This is a genomic window from Nostoc sp., assembly GCF_036917815.1.
In the GTDB taxonomy this organism is placed as follows: Bacteria; Cyanobacteriota; Cyanobacteriia; order Cyanobacteriales; family Nostocaceae; genus Nostoc.
Genome location: NZ_JBALEK010000089.1, coordinates 22,387 through 39,170, shown reverse-complemented (window position 1 = coordinate 39,170; position 16,784 = coordinate 22,387). Strand labels below are relative to the sequence as shown.

Below are 16,784 nucleotides of genomic sequence, written 5' to 3'. Positions count from 1 at the left end.
ATCTGCTGCAATGTTAAATCATGGATTTGACGAATATTTACCCCTTCCTTAATCGGTAAATTCGTTGCCAGAGAAGATTAGCACTATCCATATCTCCTTGATGTTCTTTGAGTAATGCCAGATGAGTCAGCGCCTCTTCGTGAGTAGGTTCTAAATAAATTGCTTTTTGAAAAGATTGTGCCGCCTGCTCATTTTGTGACATCGCTTGCTGCACCTGACCTAGTAAAAGATATGCTTCAGTACTCACCTGATTTTGCTTGAGATAGTTGTTGCATAGTTTAAGCGCTTCATTCAACCGACCTTGATCAGCTAAAGCTCTAGCTGTCTCTAACAAATTTACCTTGAGGTCTATTGGCGATCTGAGATTCTGGGGAGTAACATTTAATCTTTCTTGTGTTACCAACTTAGAATGGTTTTTTTTCGGTAGCTGTCGCCTGTTGAGAACATCTATATTTTTGCCTGTGAAGCCTTGTCTCTGAAGATTGGGATGATGATTTTTGCTTATATTTTCGCACGCTTTCGACTTTCGATGAGCAACTACTGAATGTTGACGAACTGAGACTAATTGAGTTTTAAACAATAACCAAGCTTCAGCGTGTCCAACAAATAACAAACCTTCTGGCCTTAGCAACCTTTCTAGGACTTGAATGGTACGCTCTTTTGTTGTCAGATCGAAGTAAATCAGCAGATTACGGCAAAAGACTACATCATAAAGCGGCGTGTCAGCTAGAAAATCCCGATCTGCCAAGTTGCCATTAATAAAATTCACCATATATCTCACCTGTTTACACAGGTGGTATCCTGCCTCAGTTGCCTGAAAATAGCACTCTTGAAAGGATCGGCTATTGCTACGAAACGAGTATTGATTGTAGATTGCTCCTTGGGCTTTTAACAGGCACTTTTTGCTAATATCAACAGCATCGATGTGAATGTTTGTAGGGTTCAATCCTGCTTCCAAGAGAGCGATCGCAATGGAATATGGTTCCTCACCTGTTGCACATGGTACACTCAAAACCCGCAGTACGCCCTGTGGATTTTTTGGCAACCACTCAGATAATACGTAATGCTTCAGAAATACAAAGGACTCTGGTTCTCGGAAAAACCAAGTTTCTGGAACAATTACGCTGTCAATCAGTGTTTCCCATTCTTGGGTAGATGCTTGCAATTCCCCTAGATAGTTAGTAATATCCGTGATGCCACAATCTGCCATGCGTTGATAAATAGCACTAGCGATCGCATCAGTACCAATAGAATTTGCATCTAAACCAATCTTGCTTCTTAATAAAGCTTCAATCGCAGATTGTACCATTTATTGAGTCTTCAGACCACTCTAAAATCCAGTATTTTCATGACTTTCTGGCAAGAGATTGATTTGCTGTGCTTCTGACAACAAGTACTCAATGCGAAGACACTGAATCATCCCTTGGTCATCTACAATCATTTTGCCCAAATATGGCGCTGTATCTATCTGGAGATTTGGATCAACAAATTCAGACTCAGACTTGTGTAATGTTTCCACAACTTGTTCTGTCATTAAACCCAAAATATAGGGAGCCTGAAGTTTTGTTTTATTATTTCCCCAATAATTGACTAGTACAATCCTAGTACTCAAGTACTCATCCGAGGGTTTGCCACGCATCAACCAGCATAAATCCATTACTGGTACAATGCGTCCTCGGTAGTTAAAAACACCAGTTATATACTCAGGCTGATGGGGCAAAGTTTTAAGCACAACAAGTGGTATTACTTCTACAACCTGTCGGCTTTCTATGGCATATCGCTCATTCCCAATGTTGAGAAGTAACATCAACACTAATTTATATCTCCAGTGCTAGCTTTTGTATTACTTATATGGTTATGCAATCTTTGATTTTTTGACTCTAGCTCTTTAATTTTGGAATTTAATTCCTCCACTAAATTTAAACCTTGTCCGTTTTGAAACCTGGAGTAGTGCGGGCAGCGTTCGACTGAGCGCTCACGCCGAAGTCTTGCCCGCTACTACTAAGCTGATGTGCAGCTAAATTGTATAATACGAAAACGTAAAATTATTGTAGTGCAGGCAACATGAGCGCATCGCATATACAAATTAAATACGCAACAGCTTAGTAGGGAGCATCTTGCTCCCACTACTTTTAAAAACTATGGTTCTCAAAATAGATGTGGTTCAATAATAGCATTGTCATTAATTTCTCAGAGTTGACCACCCGGCGAATAATCATTCAAACCTTTACTGGGCTTGGTTTATAGCCAACAACTCGTACTGACCTCAGCAAATCATGTTGCTCTCGACTGTTCATTTTCTTTGTGATTTGGGAATCTTAAGAAACGAATGTGTTTTAAAGCAGCAGAGGAACAGTAGGATATCCAATGTTCAAGAACATTACCTTGCAAACACGGTTGATCAGTTCATTTTTATTCATGGGACTGATTGTACTCATGATGGCCTTGCTCGGATGGTTCACCACCAACGAGTTAAATAAGTCAATTAACACACTAGAGACAGATAACATCCCCAGTGTGTCCGGGATATGGAAGATTAACGAAGGTCAAACACAAATCCAATCGGCAGAACGGTTACTATTTGATCCTGAAGTCACTGTTAGTAAAAGACAGGGTGCAATCACTCAAATCCAGGACGCTTGGAAACAGATTGATGAAGGTATTAAAATTTACGAAGCTACGCCATTAAGCGATCAAGAAAAAAAAGAGTATGGCGTTCTTAAAGAACAATTGGATGTCTGGAAGCAAGCCCATGAGAAGTTGTTAGATATTGAGCTACAGTTCAATCAACTTGGTGTTCGTAATCCTTGGAAGAAACAAATTGAATTAATGCGTCAAGGAAAAGAAAACTCATCTGAGTATGGCACTATTCAAACAGCATTGGAATTACGTAATCGCATGGATTCTGAGGCAGAAAATAGGGAAGAGCCATTATTTAAAATAACTGACGAGCAAGCAGACAAACTTTTAAAGCTTAATGAAGGTTACATATCAGATACCAAAAAAGAAGTAGAACAGAATGTGGCTCATAGCATTTTCTGGATTTCTGTAGGAATTGCCATTGGCCCTATAACAGCGATTATTTTGGGGTTTGTAATCGCTCGACAAATTGCGTTTCAGATTCTTGGTGTCGTTAGGGTTGCAGAGCAAATTTCTCAGGGTAACTTAACCACTCAGATTAGGGCTGACTCTAACAGCAAAAATGAAATGAATAGACTCTTAACTGCTTTTCAAACTATGACTCAGAATCTCAACACTCTGATTCGTCAAGTACAGCATTCAGGTATCCAAGTGACTACCTCAGCTACTCAAATAGCAGCTTCGGGTAAACAATTAGAAGCAACGCTCACGGAGCAGGTAGCTTCTACTAATGAGGTAGCTGCCGCTACTAAAGAAATTTCTGCTACCTCTAGGGAATTAGTAAGTGCAATGGAACAAGTTGCGACCATTTCCCAAAGCACAACGACAGCAGCGAATGATAGTCAAAAAGATATAGTGCGGATGGAAACCACTATGCGGCAGTTAGCAGAAGCCACTAATGCGATCGCTGCCCGACTGGGAGTAATTAGCGAAAAGGCAAACAACATTAATACTATTGTTGTCACAATTACCAAAGTGGCAGACCAAACCAATCTGCTGTCATTAAATGCGGCGATCGAAGCCGAAAAAGCTGGAGAGTACGGCTTGGGCTTTGCTGTAGTTGCGAGAGAAATTCGCCGACTAGCAGATCAAACCGCCGTTGCTACCCTCGACATTGAGCAGATGGTAAAGCAGATGCAATCGTCAGTCTCTACAGGTGTGATGGAGATGGACAAGTTTGCCGCAGAAGTAGGGCGGAGTATAGAAGATGTTGCCAGCATCAGCATACAGGTTGGGCAAATAATCCAGCAAGTGCAAGACTTGAATCCGCGATTTGAGTTTGTCAACCAGGGTATGGAAACCCAATCTGTGGGAGCGCAACAAATTAGTGAGGCGATGGTGCAGTTAAGCAGCACCTCTGTGCAAACTACGGATTCCTTGCGGGAAATTAATCATGCCATAGCCCAACTTAACCAAGTTTCCCAAGGATTGCGTCAAGAAATTTCTCGCTTCCAGGTGGAAGCAGAATATTCCGGTTTAACTCGTCAGCAATAAATCTAATCAAAAATTGAGTGGATTCATCAACCTCAGATACTCAAACTTCTTACTCAGCACTCAACACTTTCACATCACAAGGAAAAGCTAGTACAACAAGGCAAAAGTAAAAAGTAAAAAGAAAGAATACTTATACCGCAAGCTTTTTACCCATTTAGGATGGTAGGTCTATTTCCGCCGTGATGTACTAGTCTCTAAACTCAGCTACCTACTTAATAATTTGTTCAAAAATTAAAATACAGACTGTTCATCTCGTTTGTGATTTGGGAATTTTAAAAGATGAACACGTTTTACAGCAGCAGAGGAACAGTAGGATATCCAATGTTCAAGAACATGACCTTGCAAACACGGTTGATCAGTTCATTTTTATTCATGGGACTGATTATACTCACAATGGCCTTGCTGGGATGGTTCACCACCAACGAGTTAAATAAGTCAATTAACACACTAACGACGAATAACATCCCCAGCCTGTCGGGGATATGGAAAATTAAGGAAGGTCATACACAAATCCAATCAGCAGAACGGTTATTATACGATCCTGGAGCCACTGTTAGTGAAAGACAGGGTGCAATGACTCAAATACAGGATGCTTGGAAACAGATTAATGGAGGGATTCAACAGTACGAAGCAACGCCATTTACTCAAGAAGAAAGAACAGAGTATAACTTACTTAAAGAGGAACTAGATATCTGGAAGCAAGCTCATAATAAATTATTAGATATTGAGCAAGAGCTAAATCAACTTGGCATTCATAATCCTTGGAAAAAAGAAATTGAGTTAATGCGTCAAGGAAAAAATAAACCAGAGGATTTTGCCATTATTCAAAAGGCAATTGAATTACGCGATCGCATGGATTATCAGGGAGCAAATAAGGAGGAACCGTTATTTAAAACAACTAGCGATCAAGCAGACAAACTTTTAAATCTTCATGAGATTTACGTATCAGATACACAAAAAGAAGTCGAACAGAATGTTGCTCGCAGCATTTTATGGATTTCTATAGGAATTGCCATTGGGCCTATAACTGCGATTATTTTGGGGTCTGTAATCGCTCGACAAATTACAGTTCAGGTTTTTGATGTCGTTAGGGTTGCAGAGCAAATTTCTCAGGGTAACTTAACAACTCAGGTCAAGGCCGACTCCAACAGCAAAGATGAAATGAATAGACTTTTAACTGCTTTCCAAACCATGACTCAGAATCTGAACACTCTGATTCGTCAGGTACAGCATTCAGGCATACAGGTTACTTCTTCAGCGACTCAAATAGCAGCTTCAGGTAAACAATTAGAAGCAACGCTCACGGAGCAGGTAGCTTCTACTAATGAGGTAACTGCCGCTACTAAAGAAATTTCCGCTACCTCTAGAGAATTAGTAAGTGCAATGGAACAAGTTGCGACCATTTCCCAAAGCACAACGACAGCAGCGAATGATAGTCAAAAAGATATAGTGCGGATGGAAACCACTATGCGGCAGTTAGCAGAAGCCACTAATGCGATCGCTGCCCGACTGGGAGTAATTAGCGAAAAGGCAAACAACATTAATACTATTGTTGTCACAATTACCAAAGTGGCAGACCAAACCAATCTGCTGTCGTTAAATGCTGCCATCGAAGCCGAAAAAGCTGGAGAGTACGGCTTGGGCTTTGCTGTAGTTGCGAGAGAAATTCGCCTTTGTTAATTATAAAAAAGGCATAGCAACAACAGATAATCTCAATCAAGAAGCTTTCTTTAAAAAATCTATTGCACTCTTTGATAATTTTCAACAAGTATCTGATGAATTTGAAACTAATGAAAATCAAGCTATAGAAAGAAGTATAATCTCAACTAAATCCACTATATTCTTTTTGAGTTCATTAACTGTAATTGCATCAATATTATCATTAGTAATTACACTTGCCGCTACTTTTATCGTTGCCCAAGTTTTAAGTCGTAAAATTGCCACAGTTGTGGAAGTGGCACACCAGATTTCATCTGGTGATTTGACACAAACAGTTGTTGAGGGTACAACTAACAGTAAAGATGAAGTTGGACAACTTCTAAAAGCCTTCAAAAATATGAGCCAGAGCCTGAATAAACTTATCCGCCAAGTACAGCAGTCTGGGATACAGGTTACTTCCTCAACGACTCAAATAGCAGCATCAGGCAAGCAATTGGAAGCCACAATTACTGAACAATTAGCTTCTACTAACGAAGTTACAGCAGCCGTCAAGGAAATTTCTGCTACTTCCAAAGAATTGGTGAAAACTATGGAAGAAGTGGCAGTAATGTCACAGGATACAACCACAGCAGCTACTGATAGCCAAAAAGATTTACTGCGGATGGAAGCTACTATGCACCAATTAGCAAAAGCTACCAATTCCATAGCTGCCAAATTAGGATTAATTAGTGAAAAGGCTAACAATATTAACAATATTGTTGTCACAATTACTAATTAGTGATGCGATGGTGCAGTTGAGTAGTGCTTCATTGCAAACAGCCGATTCTCTGCGAGAAATTAATTATGCGATCGCTCAACTCAATCAAGTTGCTCAAGGATTGCGTCAGGAAATTTCTCGCTTCCAAGTAAAAGCAGAATATTCCAGTTCTATTTGAGTGTGAGGATATTCATACCATTTTAGATTTTGGATTGTGAAAGATTTGTTTGATCGGCTTTTGGGCGCTTCATTTGTCGCAATCATTATTCAAATCGGTATTAGATTTTATGGATAGTATCGCAAGTCCCTTAAATATTGAACGTTGTTGGAATTTTATCGGCATTGAGGGCGATCGTTCCTGTCCCCAATTAGCCACTTACACCCATTGCCGCAATTGCCCGGTTTACTCTACTGCTGGTCGTCATTTACTAGAGCGCTCTATACCTGAAGATTATCGGCAAGAGTGGACTCAATTACTAGCTAAATCTAGAGTCGATGAAAATTCCCAGATATCCCATACTTTACCCACTACTCAAACTCTGACGGTGGTAATTTTTCGTCTGCAACGGGAATGGCTAGCATTTTCTGCCCAAATCTTCAAAGAAATTTCCCCTCCGAGTGTGGTTCATACCCTACCGCATCGCAGCAACCAAATTTTGCGGGGATTGGTGAATATCCGAGGTGAATTGCGATTGTGCATCTCTTTGAGTCATCTGTTGAATCTGGAAGTTGCCGATATACCAGTACAAACGCTAACTCCTGTGGTGTATTCGCGGATGGTAGTTCTGGAAAAGGCAGGTAACACTTGGGTTTTTGGTGTAGATGAACTTTATGGAATACACCGATTTCACCAGGATGAGTTAGAAGAGCCGCCCAAGAGTCTGACTCAAACCTATACTAAAGGATTATTCCAATGGCAACCTGCGGGATTAGCAATGGCGCGATCGCACAGTGTCAGTTATTTAGATGATGAATTGTTATTCACCACCTTAGCCAGGAAGGTGTTGTAATGTTAGAAGAATTTGATGTCAGCAATCTTTCCTTGCTTGATTTATTCAACATGGAAGTCAAAACTCAAGTTGTGGTGTTAAATGATTGCCTGTTGGCACTGGAGACGAAACCCGATCCCCAACCAGAACTGGCAGCCTTAATGCGGGCAGCCCATTGCATCAAAGGCGCGGCTCGAATTGTCCAAATTGATCCGGCTGTCAACCTTGCCCATGTCATGGAAGACTGCTTTGTGGCGGCTCAAGAGGGAAAAGTTACCTTAACTGCGGCTCACATTGATGTGTTGTTGCAAGGGGTAGATATGCTCCTACATCTAGCCCAAACGGTTACAACTAAGCCAAATTTGCAGATTTTAGAAGATATCGGCATTCAATCGTTAGTGAGTGCGATCGCTAATATCCTAACTCCAGAGGCAACCTCTACAGAAATTCATCCCCTAATAACAACAGCGCAGTTAGAAGACAACCAACAGACAACCCTGATTTCCCCATCCCCACTAGAAGAACTAGGCATCACCCAAAATCGGGCAGTGCGAATGAGTACTGAAAATCTCAATCGCTTAATGGGTTTAGCTGGAGAGTCTTTAGTTGAAGCGAACTTGTTAGAACCATTTGCTAACTCTTTGCTGAAGCTGAGAAAGAATCAGGGGGAATTGTCTAACCTACTGGAGAAGTTACAGGAGTTATTGGGCAACTCTCATCTGGATCGGCAAATTAAGGAAACCTTGAGTGCAACTCATCAAAAAGCTCACGAATGTTACCAGATGATGAGCGATCGCCAAAACGAACTAGAAAAATTTTCTCAGCGTTCTGCTAACCTTGCCCAGCGCCTATATCAGGAAGTCATTGCTACCCGAATGTGTTCTTTTGCTGATGGGGGACAAGGATTTCCCCGGATGGTACGTGACTTAGCAAGACAATTGGGTAAACGGGTGAAATTGGAAATCGTCGGTAAGTCTACTTTGGTAGATCGAGATATTCTAGAACGCTTAGAAGCTCCGTTGACTCATATCTTGCGGAATGCGATCGATCATGGCATTGAACTGCCCCAGGAACGTCTAGCAGCAGGAAAGCCAGAAGAAGGAATTATTCGCATTGAAGTTACCCATCGTTCCGGAATGCTGTTTATCACTGTTGCAGATGATGGACGGGGAATCGATATCGAGTTTTTACGCCAAGTTGTCATCAGCAAACAACTGACAAACCCGGAAATGGCTACTCAACTTACCGAAGTTGAGTTGATGGAGTTCCTATTTTTGCCTGGTTTTTCCACAACCCAGACTGTCACCGAAATTTCGGGACGCGGTGTGGGTTTGGATATAGCCCATAGCGCAGTGCGGGAAGTTGGCGGGACGCTGCGGGCTGTTTCTGTGTTGGGAAGGGGCATGACTTTTTACTTGCAGTTACCGCTAACGTTATCTGTGATTCGTACCTTGTTGGTGGAAATTGCTGGCGAACCCTATGCCTTTGGGCTAACGCGAATTGAACAGGTGTTGATATTATCCAAATCTAAGATTGCTGTATCGGAAAATCGCCCATTTTTCCTGATGAATAATCAACCTGTGGAGTTGATTTTAGCAAGTCAAGTTTTAGAGTTAGCCTCGCCTGTGGTGAATATGGAATCGTTATCAGTGATTGTAATTAGCGATCGCCTCAACCGTTATGGACTAGTTGTAGATCGGTTTCTGGGTGAGTGCAATTTGGTTGTCCGACCTCTAGATCCCCGTCTTGGTAAAGTCCCCAATATTAGCGCCAGTGCCCTCATGGATGATGGTTCGCCAGTGTTGATTGTCGATGTCGAAGATTTGGTACGTTCCATTGCTAAGGTGTTTTCCAATGGACAAATTTCTCAAGTAAATCAGTCGGCTGATCAAGCAGTTACCAAAACTTACAAGCGAGTGTTAGTAGTAGATGATTCGATCACTGTGCGCGAAATGGAGCGCAAACTCCTGGAAAACAATGGTTACAAAGCTGAAGTGGCTGTTAATGGCATTGATGGTTGGAATGCAGTCCGTAGTGGCAATTATGACTTGGTGGTGACAGATATTGATATGCCCCGAATGAACGGCTTTGAACTCACCAGCCAGATCAAAACTCATACCAAGTTGAAGCAAACACCCGTGATTATTGTTTCTTACAAAGACCGGGAAGAAGACCGACTGCAAGGCTTAGAAGCAGGTGCAGACTACTACTTAACTAAGAGCAGCTTTCATGATGACACTCTGTTAAAGGCGGTGATTGATTTAATTGGAGAAGCATAAACCAATTTTAGATTTTGGATTTGGGAATAAATCTTTTGTAGAGACGGCGATTTATCGCGTCTCTTGCCTTAACCGAACTATTTATTGTGTCAACTTTAAATTTAGAAATAAAGGAAACAACCACAAAGAAAATTAGCAATAAACCTTTGACAATCCAAAATCCAAAATGGTATAGCCTGTGAGAATTGCGATCGCTAACGATATGTTCATGGCTGTAGAGGCACTACGGCGTATTTTGGTAAAAGTACCAGACTATCAGTTGGCGTGGGTTGCTTACGATGGTGCGGAGGCTGTAAGCAAGTGTGCGGCTGATACTCCCGACTTGATTTTGATGGATGTGTTGATGCCAAGCATGGATGGAGTAGAAGCTACACGACGTATCATGAGCCAATCTCCCTGCGCTATTGTGATGGTAACAGCTAGTGTTAATCACTATACAGCCAAGGTTTTTGAAGCAATGGGCTATGGAGCCTTGGATGCCATCAATATACCAGTCTTCGGTGATGATGGGCTGCTAAATAAAATTGCCACGATCGCCCAATTAGTTGGCAAATCTTCACATCGGCGATCGCTATCACTTCCACCCTTAATTGTCATGGGCGCTTCCACTGGTGGCCCCCAAGCATTGACAACTATTCTCTCCCAATTTCCCCAAGATTTTCGGGCGGCTGTGGTCATTGTCCAGCATATAGATGCCCAATTTGTCCAAGGTTTTGCCGCCTGGTTAAACGAGCAAATTCCTCTGCCTGTGCAACTAGCGATCGCCGATGCCATACCACAGCCTGGCAAAATTCTTGTTGCTGACACAAATGATCATTTGGTGATGCGTCCCAACCTCACCCTTCGCTATGACAAACAACCACTAAATTTTTCCTCCTATCGTTCAATCGATGTTTTCTTCACGAGTGTGGCTAAAAATTGGCCTGGCAAGGGCATTGGAGTGTTGCTAACGGGGATGGGTCGAGATGGCGCTCAAGGCTTAAAACGATTGCGCCAAGAAGGTTGGCAGACTATTGCCCAAGACCGCAAAACTTGCGTTGTCTATGGTATGCCGAAAGTAGCAGTGGAATTAGGATCTGCGGTGGAGGTTTTGCCAGTTGAAGCGATCGCATCAGCCTGTATAAAGTTTTCACCCAACTCAAAATTGCCGGGTTAAGGTTGATATCAAGATGCAGAAGGGGACGCGGAGAGTTTTAAATCTTTAACGAAAGGCGGAGAATTATTTATTTCCCAATATCCCATACCCAAGTCCCGGTTTTATTGGGCTTGCTCTAACTTACTTACGGTACAATACTTAGTTATAAGTAATAAAATGTACTTTATATTTTAGTTATAATTACTATAGAAACTTATAGTATAATCAATTACTATAAGTTCAAATAACTTGATCGAGATACCTTTAGAAAGTGTTTGAAATTCCTATTAATGGTGAATTAATGATCTTAAAATAATTGCGATATCATAAAATAATAATGCCCGTTATTAGTTTGTAATTATTCACACCAACACCATTTAAATAAAGGTGCTAAATGAATCTGCAAGAAACAGCACTCTTACAAATATCTGAAGATAAAAAAATATTATCACTGAAGTGGAGTGAACCACAAACCCCACAAGCCGTGCCATTTATTCTGGATTCTAAAACATCCGCAGTCAGGCTTTTGCTAATTGACGATCAGGTAATTATTAGCGAAGCCTTCCGTCGGATTGTTGCGACAGAAACAGATATTTCCCTTCACTACACAAGTAATCCAGCTAAAGCTATTCAAGATGCAATCGCCATTGCACCAACGGTGATTTTCTTGGATATGATCATGCCAGAGATAGACGGATTAATGTTGCTGCGTTGGTTTCGTTCTCATCCAGTAACTCGTGATGTTCCTATCGTCATGCTATCCAGTAAAGAAGAAGCAAAATTGAAAGCTGATGCCTTTGCTGAGGGTGCAAATGACTACCTAATTAAGTTACCCGATGCAGTTGAGTTAATTGCCCGCATTCGTTATCATTCCAAAGCATACAATAACCTCAAAGCACTCACTACTGCTACTGCCACTGCTCAACTTCAAGCAGAACAGTTAGAACATACCTTACGGGAATTACAAACCACCCAAGTTCAATTGATCCAGACTGAGAAAATGTCTAGTTTGGGTCGAATGGTCGCAGGTTTAGCCCACGAAATTAATAATCCTGTTAATTTTATTCATGGCAATTTTAATCATCTTAATAATCATGTAAACTGTCTTTTAAATTTAATCGAACTATATCAAGAAAAACATCCAGAGTTGTATTCTTTATTTGCCGACAAGTTTGGTGACTTTAATGTTGATTTTATCATTGATGATTTACCAAAAATTCTTTCATCCATGAGGATAGGGACTGATCGTATTCGTGACATTGTACTGTCCCTCAGAAATTTTTCTCGACTCGATCAGTCAGAAAAAAAAGCTGTGAATATTCATGAAGGTATCGAAAGTACTTTATTACTTTTAAATCATCGGCTACAACCAAAAATTGAAATTATTAAAAAATATGGTAATCTCCCACCAGTTCAATGTTATCCAGCACAACTAAACCAAGTATTCATGAATATCCTTAGTAATGGCATTGATGCTTTACTAGAGCTAGATAATCAGATCGAAAAGCAAATTGTGATTAAAACTGAAGTAACTGAATTGTCAACAGTCATAATTACATTCAGAGATAACGGTAATGGAATAGATTCCGAGATCCAAAGCAAGATATTTGATCCTTTTTTTACCACTAAACCTATCAATAAAGGAACCGGACTAGGTTTAGCAATTAGCCATCAAATTATTGAGAAACATCATGGTAATATCCAGCTCAAGTCTGAACTTGCTTATGGAACAGAATTTGCAATCGAAATTCCAATAGCATTACCTGCTATATGTAGCGAACTGCAAACAGTGGGACATGAAACTGCAAAGAAGCCGATTTTGAAACCATATTGACACTCCCCGACCTGAAGGTACGGGGATTCTGTAATCTACGTCAGAATTTGCTCTAGCAGGCTTGCGCCAACTAGCGTAGTGACCCCGACTCCCAGTGGCGTTGGGTATGAAGGTAGGTGCATCTACGGCGATCATGGCTGGTTCCTCTGGTTTGACGGTCTGATCAATCCAGTTGAGGATGTCTGCAATGGCTTCTTGGCGATCTAAATCAAGTAGTTGCAGTTCTCCATCTATTCTAAGCAGCATAGTCCACTTGGTTGCGATCGCCAGCCTAAATCAATGCCAATAAATTTCATGGTTGTAACACGAATTTGCAATTATTTTCCCATTGCACGGCAACTATTCATCTAAATTTACTTGCAAAAAATTAGGGAAATAATCTTATAATCTGGAACAGATTGTCTTAATTTATTTTATCTGGCAATAAATTAATCAAGATTATTCCCATGAAGATTTTATTTTTACATCCTAATTTTCCCTCGCAATTTCGCAACCTAGCAACAGTTTTAGGTAAAGATCCTAATTACCAAGTCGTCTTTGGGACAAATCGACGTGAAGGGGAAATACCTGGCGTTTATAAAGCTATTTACACTCCTTCTCGTGAAGCGGCTCCCCAAACTCACCACTACGTTCGCAGCCTGGAAAATGCTGTTCTTACCGCCCAGGCTATCTATCGCGTGGCAGAAAAATTAAAATCCGAGGGTTTCTTTCCAGATATAGTTTATGGTCATTCTGGTTGGGGTCCAACTTTATTTATGAAAGATGTTTTCCCCAAGGCGGAATTATTGTGCTATTTCGAGTGGTTTTACCATGCTCACGGTTCGGATGCAGATTTTGATCCCAATGAACCACTGAATGCTGATGATGAATGCCGTATCCGCGTCAAAAATGCGCCGATCTTAACTGATTTATATAGCTGCGATCGCGGTCTTTCTCCCACCAATTGGCAGCGACACCAGTTTCCTAAAGAATATCATAGCAAACTCACTGTACTTCATGATGGTATTGATACCAAATATTTTGTTCCCCAACCAGGTGCAAAGTTAGTTTTACCAAGAATAAATCTTGATCTTTCCCATGTAGAAGAGTTGGTAACTTATGTGGGACGGGGGATGGAACCTTATAGAGGTTTTCCACAGTTCATGGAAACGGTGGCACTAATTCAGCAGCGAAGACCTAAGTGCCATGTAGTAGTTGTGGGCGAAGATCGGGTGGCTTATGGTAAAAATCTCCCCGATGGTCAGACTTATAAACAATTAATGTTGGAAAAATTATCTTCTTTGGATTTATCGAGGCTGCACTTTACAGATAGGCTTCCTTACAATGAGTACCTTCAGGTTTTGCAAGCTTCTTCTGCTCATATTTATTTAACCCGTCCTTTTGTTTTATCCTGGTCAATGTTAGAAGTAATGGCAGCAGGATGTTTATTAGTAGCTTCTAATACTCCGCCAGTATTGGAAGTTGTACAGGATGGAGTAAATGGACTGCTGGTAGATTTCTTTTCTCCCCGGAATATCGCCAATAGGGTTGAAGAGGCGTTGAATAATCCTCAGGAGATGAAAGCAATTCGTGCCAATGCGCGAGAGACAATTATCAAGCGTTATGATTTAGCAAAACTGTTACCACAGCATTTGCAATGGATGTTCGCTGGGAAAAGTTCTGAGAGTTTGAAAAAGCGCCCAAATTCTAAAGGATTTGGGAGAAATTAGATTAGTCATTAGTTACAACCAACAAATGACAGAGAAATATAAAAACGATATTTAAAATGCGAATTATCTTTACCATTGCCCATTTTTTCAAACCTAGCAGTGAGGCTCGTCATGCTTCCCAACGTAAAGACCCGCAACCTCGCTTGCAGGCGTTAACTAAAAGCATTAGTACTTTGCACGAATTATTTGGGAAATCTCAAAGTATCATCAATATTGCTCAACGACTAGCTTTACCTGCTAATCAGCCCCAGTCGCACGAACTAGATATTGTTATTTGTACAACCCAAGATAATCATGTTTTGAATCAGCTTCCCTTACCATCCCATTTATATAAGCATCATTCTACTAATGTAGAACCTCTGCTTTTGGGATTTGAGTGCCAAGCTGTTCTGCAAAGTTGTCTCGGTAAATATGATTACTACTGCTTCCTTGAAGATGACCTAATTATTTATGACCCTTGGTTTTTTATAAAATTAAACTGGTTTACCCAACAAGCTGGTGATTTAAATTTGCTCCAGCCAAATCGTTATGAAGTCTCCCCCTACGGTTTGGTTCACAAAGCTTACATTGATGGAGATTTGGCTTTAAGAGTAACTGCTCCCTTTCAAAATGTGCAGGAACAACAGGAACTCAAGGGTATAATTATGAATACAGCAATTATCTTTCGTCGTGCCCTCAATCCACACTCAGGCTGCTACTTTTTAAATGCAAATCAGATGGCTCATTGGGCTAATCAAACTTATTTTCTCGACCGAGATACTAGCTTTGTTGGTCCTTTAGAAAGTGCTGCTACTTTGGGAATCATGAAGACATTCCGAATTTATAAAACCTCACCGGAACAAGCAAGCTTTTTGGAGATTCAGCACTATGGAACTGGATTTCTGGGGCTAATTGGAGGACAGGTGGGTTTAGCAGAAAGGTAAATCGAATTTAAGAGTTTGGTGATAAAAATTACTGCGATCGCTATCTTTAAAAAACAAATAACAGATAGATTTTAGTTGATTCAGTAGGAAGAGAGTTTATAGAAAATCGGATACATGAAATAATAGTATATTTGATAATATGGTCTGATTAATAGACTTTTTCCAAACTTCTAGTATTCAAAGCAATATCAGTTAGATAAGGAATAAGCGCGTAGCCAATGCACTCTGCTAGACGTGGTGGTACAGCATTTCCGATTTGCCACATAGCTTTTTTCATAGAACCTTCAAAAATAAATGAATCTGGAAATGTCTGTAATCTTGCCATTTCACGCGCTGAAATCACCCGGTTTAGATATGGATGAATATGAGTACCACCGTGATTTTCTTTAACAGTCATACTCGGTTTACCAGGATATTGTCGTTTGAAAGCATCAACGTATTTTGTATATAAAGAACCACCAGGAGGTACTTTAGCAATTCGCTCCATATACTCAGGTGAATGTCTAGTCCACTGATGATTTATCTCTGGTATTGGGGTATATGCTGGTAAATCGGAAATAGCTGATTCAATAGATTTGTATTCTTCGGGCAAAAACTTAGCCTTGGGATAGGGATTTGGCATTCCAAATCTGTTAGCGATAAAGATAGCTCTTGGTCGAATTTGTGGGACTCCGTAAGCAGCAGATTCAAGAATTGCAACAGATATATTCGGATAACCAATAGATTCAAAAGCTTCGATAATTGCTTTTTTTACATCTCCGTTTTGGATAGTCAGAATGCCTGGAACGTTTTCCATAACAACATACCAAGGACGTATTTCTGAGACAACACGCACAAATTCATAAAATAAACGATTGCGGGGATCTTTATGGTCACGTTTTCCTGCTACCGAAAAACCCTGGCATGGTGGACCGCCTATAATAAGATTTACTTCAGGTAAGCCGATTTGTTGTAGCCAATTACGGGAATCAAACTGTTCGATATCTCCAGAAAAGTGATGACATTGGGGAAAGTTATTTTTATGGGTAGCAGAAGCAATTGGGTTGATTTCAACGCTAGCTAAGGGTTTAAATCCAGCTTGAACTAGTCCTTGTGTTATGCCTCCTGCTCCACAAAACAGATCCATGAAGGTGTAATTAGATAGTGGATTTGGTACAGAATTAACATCAATGAATATTTTGTATGGATCGGAGTCATTTTGATCTAGTTCTCGTTGGATACGTTCATAACGTCCTAATTTGGGTTTTTTTTGCTTTATAGTAGAGTGATTCTCCTCATTAGGAAAAAAAGAAAGTTGGATTCCTTGCATTTTTTGTTTGATATTGATGTCTGTTTCTGTGTGACATATATAGCAATCCTAAATGA

The 16,784-nt window shown here is 40.6% G+C and carries 13 protein-coding genes and 1 pseudogene; 10 read left to right on the top strand and 4 right to left on the bottom strand.

Annotated features, from left to right (window positions below; translation table 11 throughout):
- Window positions 1–37: 37 nt before the first annotated feature.
- Both V7K97_RS26790 and V7K97_RS26785 read right to left on the bottom strand, forming a co-directional pair.
- Complete coding sequence (locus V7K97_RS26790) at window positions 38–1,309, bottom strand: CheR family methyltransferase (protein ID WP_334804015.1); 1,272 nt, start codon at window positions 1,307–1,309, stop codon at window positions 38–40.
- A 21-nt stretch (window positions 1,310–1,330) separates the two neighbouring features.
- Window positions 1,331–1,807: a chemotaxis protein CheW gene (locus V7K97_RS26785; protein WP_334804177.1), complete on the bottom strand. Its 477-nt coding sequence runs from the start codon at window positions 1,805–1,807 to the stop codon at window positions 1,331–1,333.
- A gap of 560 nt (window positions 1,808–2,367) precedes the next feature.
- On the opposite strand from V7K97_RS26785, the gene V7K97_RS26780 reads away from it, so the two are divergent.
- The 8 genes from V7K97_RS26780 (at window position 2,368) to V7K97_RS26745 (ending at window position 12,787) form a co-directional block, all read left to right on the top strand.
- Window positions 2,368–4,134: a HAMP domain-containing methyl-accepting chemotaxis protein gene (locus V7K97_RS26780; RefSeq protein WP_334804014.1), complete on the top strand. Its 1,767-nt coding sequence runs from the start codon at window positions 2,368–2,370 to the stop codon at window positions 4,132–4,134.
- Between the two features lie 321 nt (window positions 4,135–4,455).
- Window positions 4,456–5,814, top strand: coding sequence for a HAMP domain-containing methyl-accepting chemotaxis protein (locus tag V7K97_RS26775; RefSeq protein ID WP_334804013.1), 1,359 nt, complete (start codon window positions 4,456–4,458; stop codon window positions 5,812–5,814).
- On the top strand, window positions 5,789–6,571 hold the full coding sequence (locus V7K97_RS26770) for a methyl-accepting chemotaxis protein (RefSeq protein WP_334804012.1): 783 nt from the start codon (window positions 5,789–5,791) through the stop codon (window positions 6,569–6,571). Before V7K97_RS26775 ends, V7K97_RS26770 begins: the two co-directional genes overlap by 26 nt.
- Window positions 6,552–6,728 carry a hypothetical protein gene (locus V7K97_RS26765; protein WP_334804011.1) on the top strand — a complete coding sequence of 59 codons (177 nt, stop codon included), beginning with the start codon at window positions 6,552–6,554 and terminating at the stop codon, window positions 6,726–6,728. The genes V7K97_RS26770 and V7K97_RS26765 overlap by 20 nt, the downstream gene beginning before the upstream one ends.
- 109 nt (window positions 6,729–6,837) lie before the next feature.
- On the top strand, window positions 6,838–7,560 hold the full coding sequence (locus V7K97_RS26760; RefSeq protein WP_334804010.1) for a chemotaxis protein CheW: 723 nt from the start codon (window positions 6,838–6,840) through the stop codon (window positions 7,558–7,560).
- Window positions 7,560–9,818, top strand: coding sequence for a hybrid sensor histidine kinase/response regulator (locus V7K97_RS26755; protein WP_334804009.1), 2,259 nt, complete (start codon window positions 7,560–7,562; stop codon window positions 9,816–9,818). Before V7K97_RS26760 ends, V7K97_RS26755 begins: the two co-directional genes overlap by 1 nt.
- A gap of 178 nt (window positions 9,819–9,996) precedes the next feature.
- Window positions 9,997–10,974, top strand: coding sequence for a chemotaxis response regulator protein-glutamate methylesterase (locus V7K97_RS26750; RefSeq protein ID WP_334804008.1), 978 nt, complete (start codon window positions 9,997–9,999; stop codon window positions 10,972–10,974).
- A gap of 373 nt (window positions 10,975–11,347) precedes the next feature.
- Window positions 11,348–12,787, top strand: coding sequence for an ATP-binding protein (locus V7K97_RS26745; protein WP_334804007.1), 1,440 nt, complete (start codon window positions 11,348–11,350; stop codon window positions 12,785–12,787).
- A gap of 84 nt (window positions 12,788–12,871) precedes the next feature.
- Here V7K97_RS26745 and V7K97_RS26740 read toward each other — a convergent pair.
- Window positions 12,872–13,083, bottom strand: a pseudogene (locus V7K97_RS26740) (DUF429 domain-containing protein); the annotation flags it as partial.
- A gap of 150 nt (window positions 13,084–13,233) precedes the next feature.
- On the opposite strand from V7K97_RS26740, the gene V7K97_RS26735 reads away from it, so the two are divergent.
- Together V7K97_RS26735 and V7K97_RS26730 are read left to right on the top strand one after the other, a co-directional pair.
- Window positions 13,234–14,496: a glycosyltransferase family 4 protein gene (locus V7K97_RS26735; protein ID WP_334804006.1), complete on the top strand. Its 1,263-nt coding sequence runs from the start codon at window positions 13,234–13,236 to the stop codon at window positions 14,494–14,496.
- Window positions 14,497–14,552: 56 nt separating this feature from the next.
- Window positions 14,553–15,419 carry a calcium-binding protein gene (locus tag V7K97_RS26730; RefSeq protein WP_334804005.1) on the top strand — a complete coding sequence of 289 codons (867 nt, stop codon included), beginning with the start codon at window positions 14,553–14,555 and terminating at the stop codon, window positions 15,417–15,419.
- Between the two features lie 148 nt (window positions 15,420–15,567).
- Here V7K97_RS26730 and V7K97_RS26725 read toward each other — a convergent pair whose 3' ends face one another.
- Complete coding sequence (locus V7K97_RS26725) at window positions 15,568–16,728, bottom strand: DNA cytosine methyltransferase (RefSeq protein WP_334804004.1); 1,161 nt, start codon at window positions 16,726–16,728, stop codon at window positions 15,568–15,570.
- Between the last annotated feature and the right edge of the window lie 56 nt (window positions 16,729–16,784).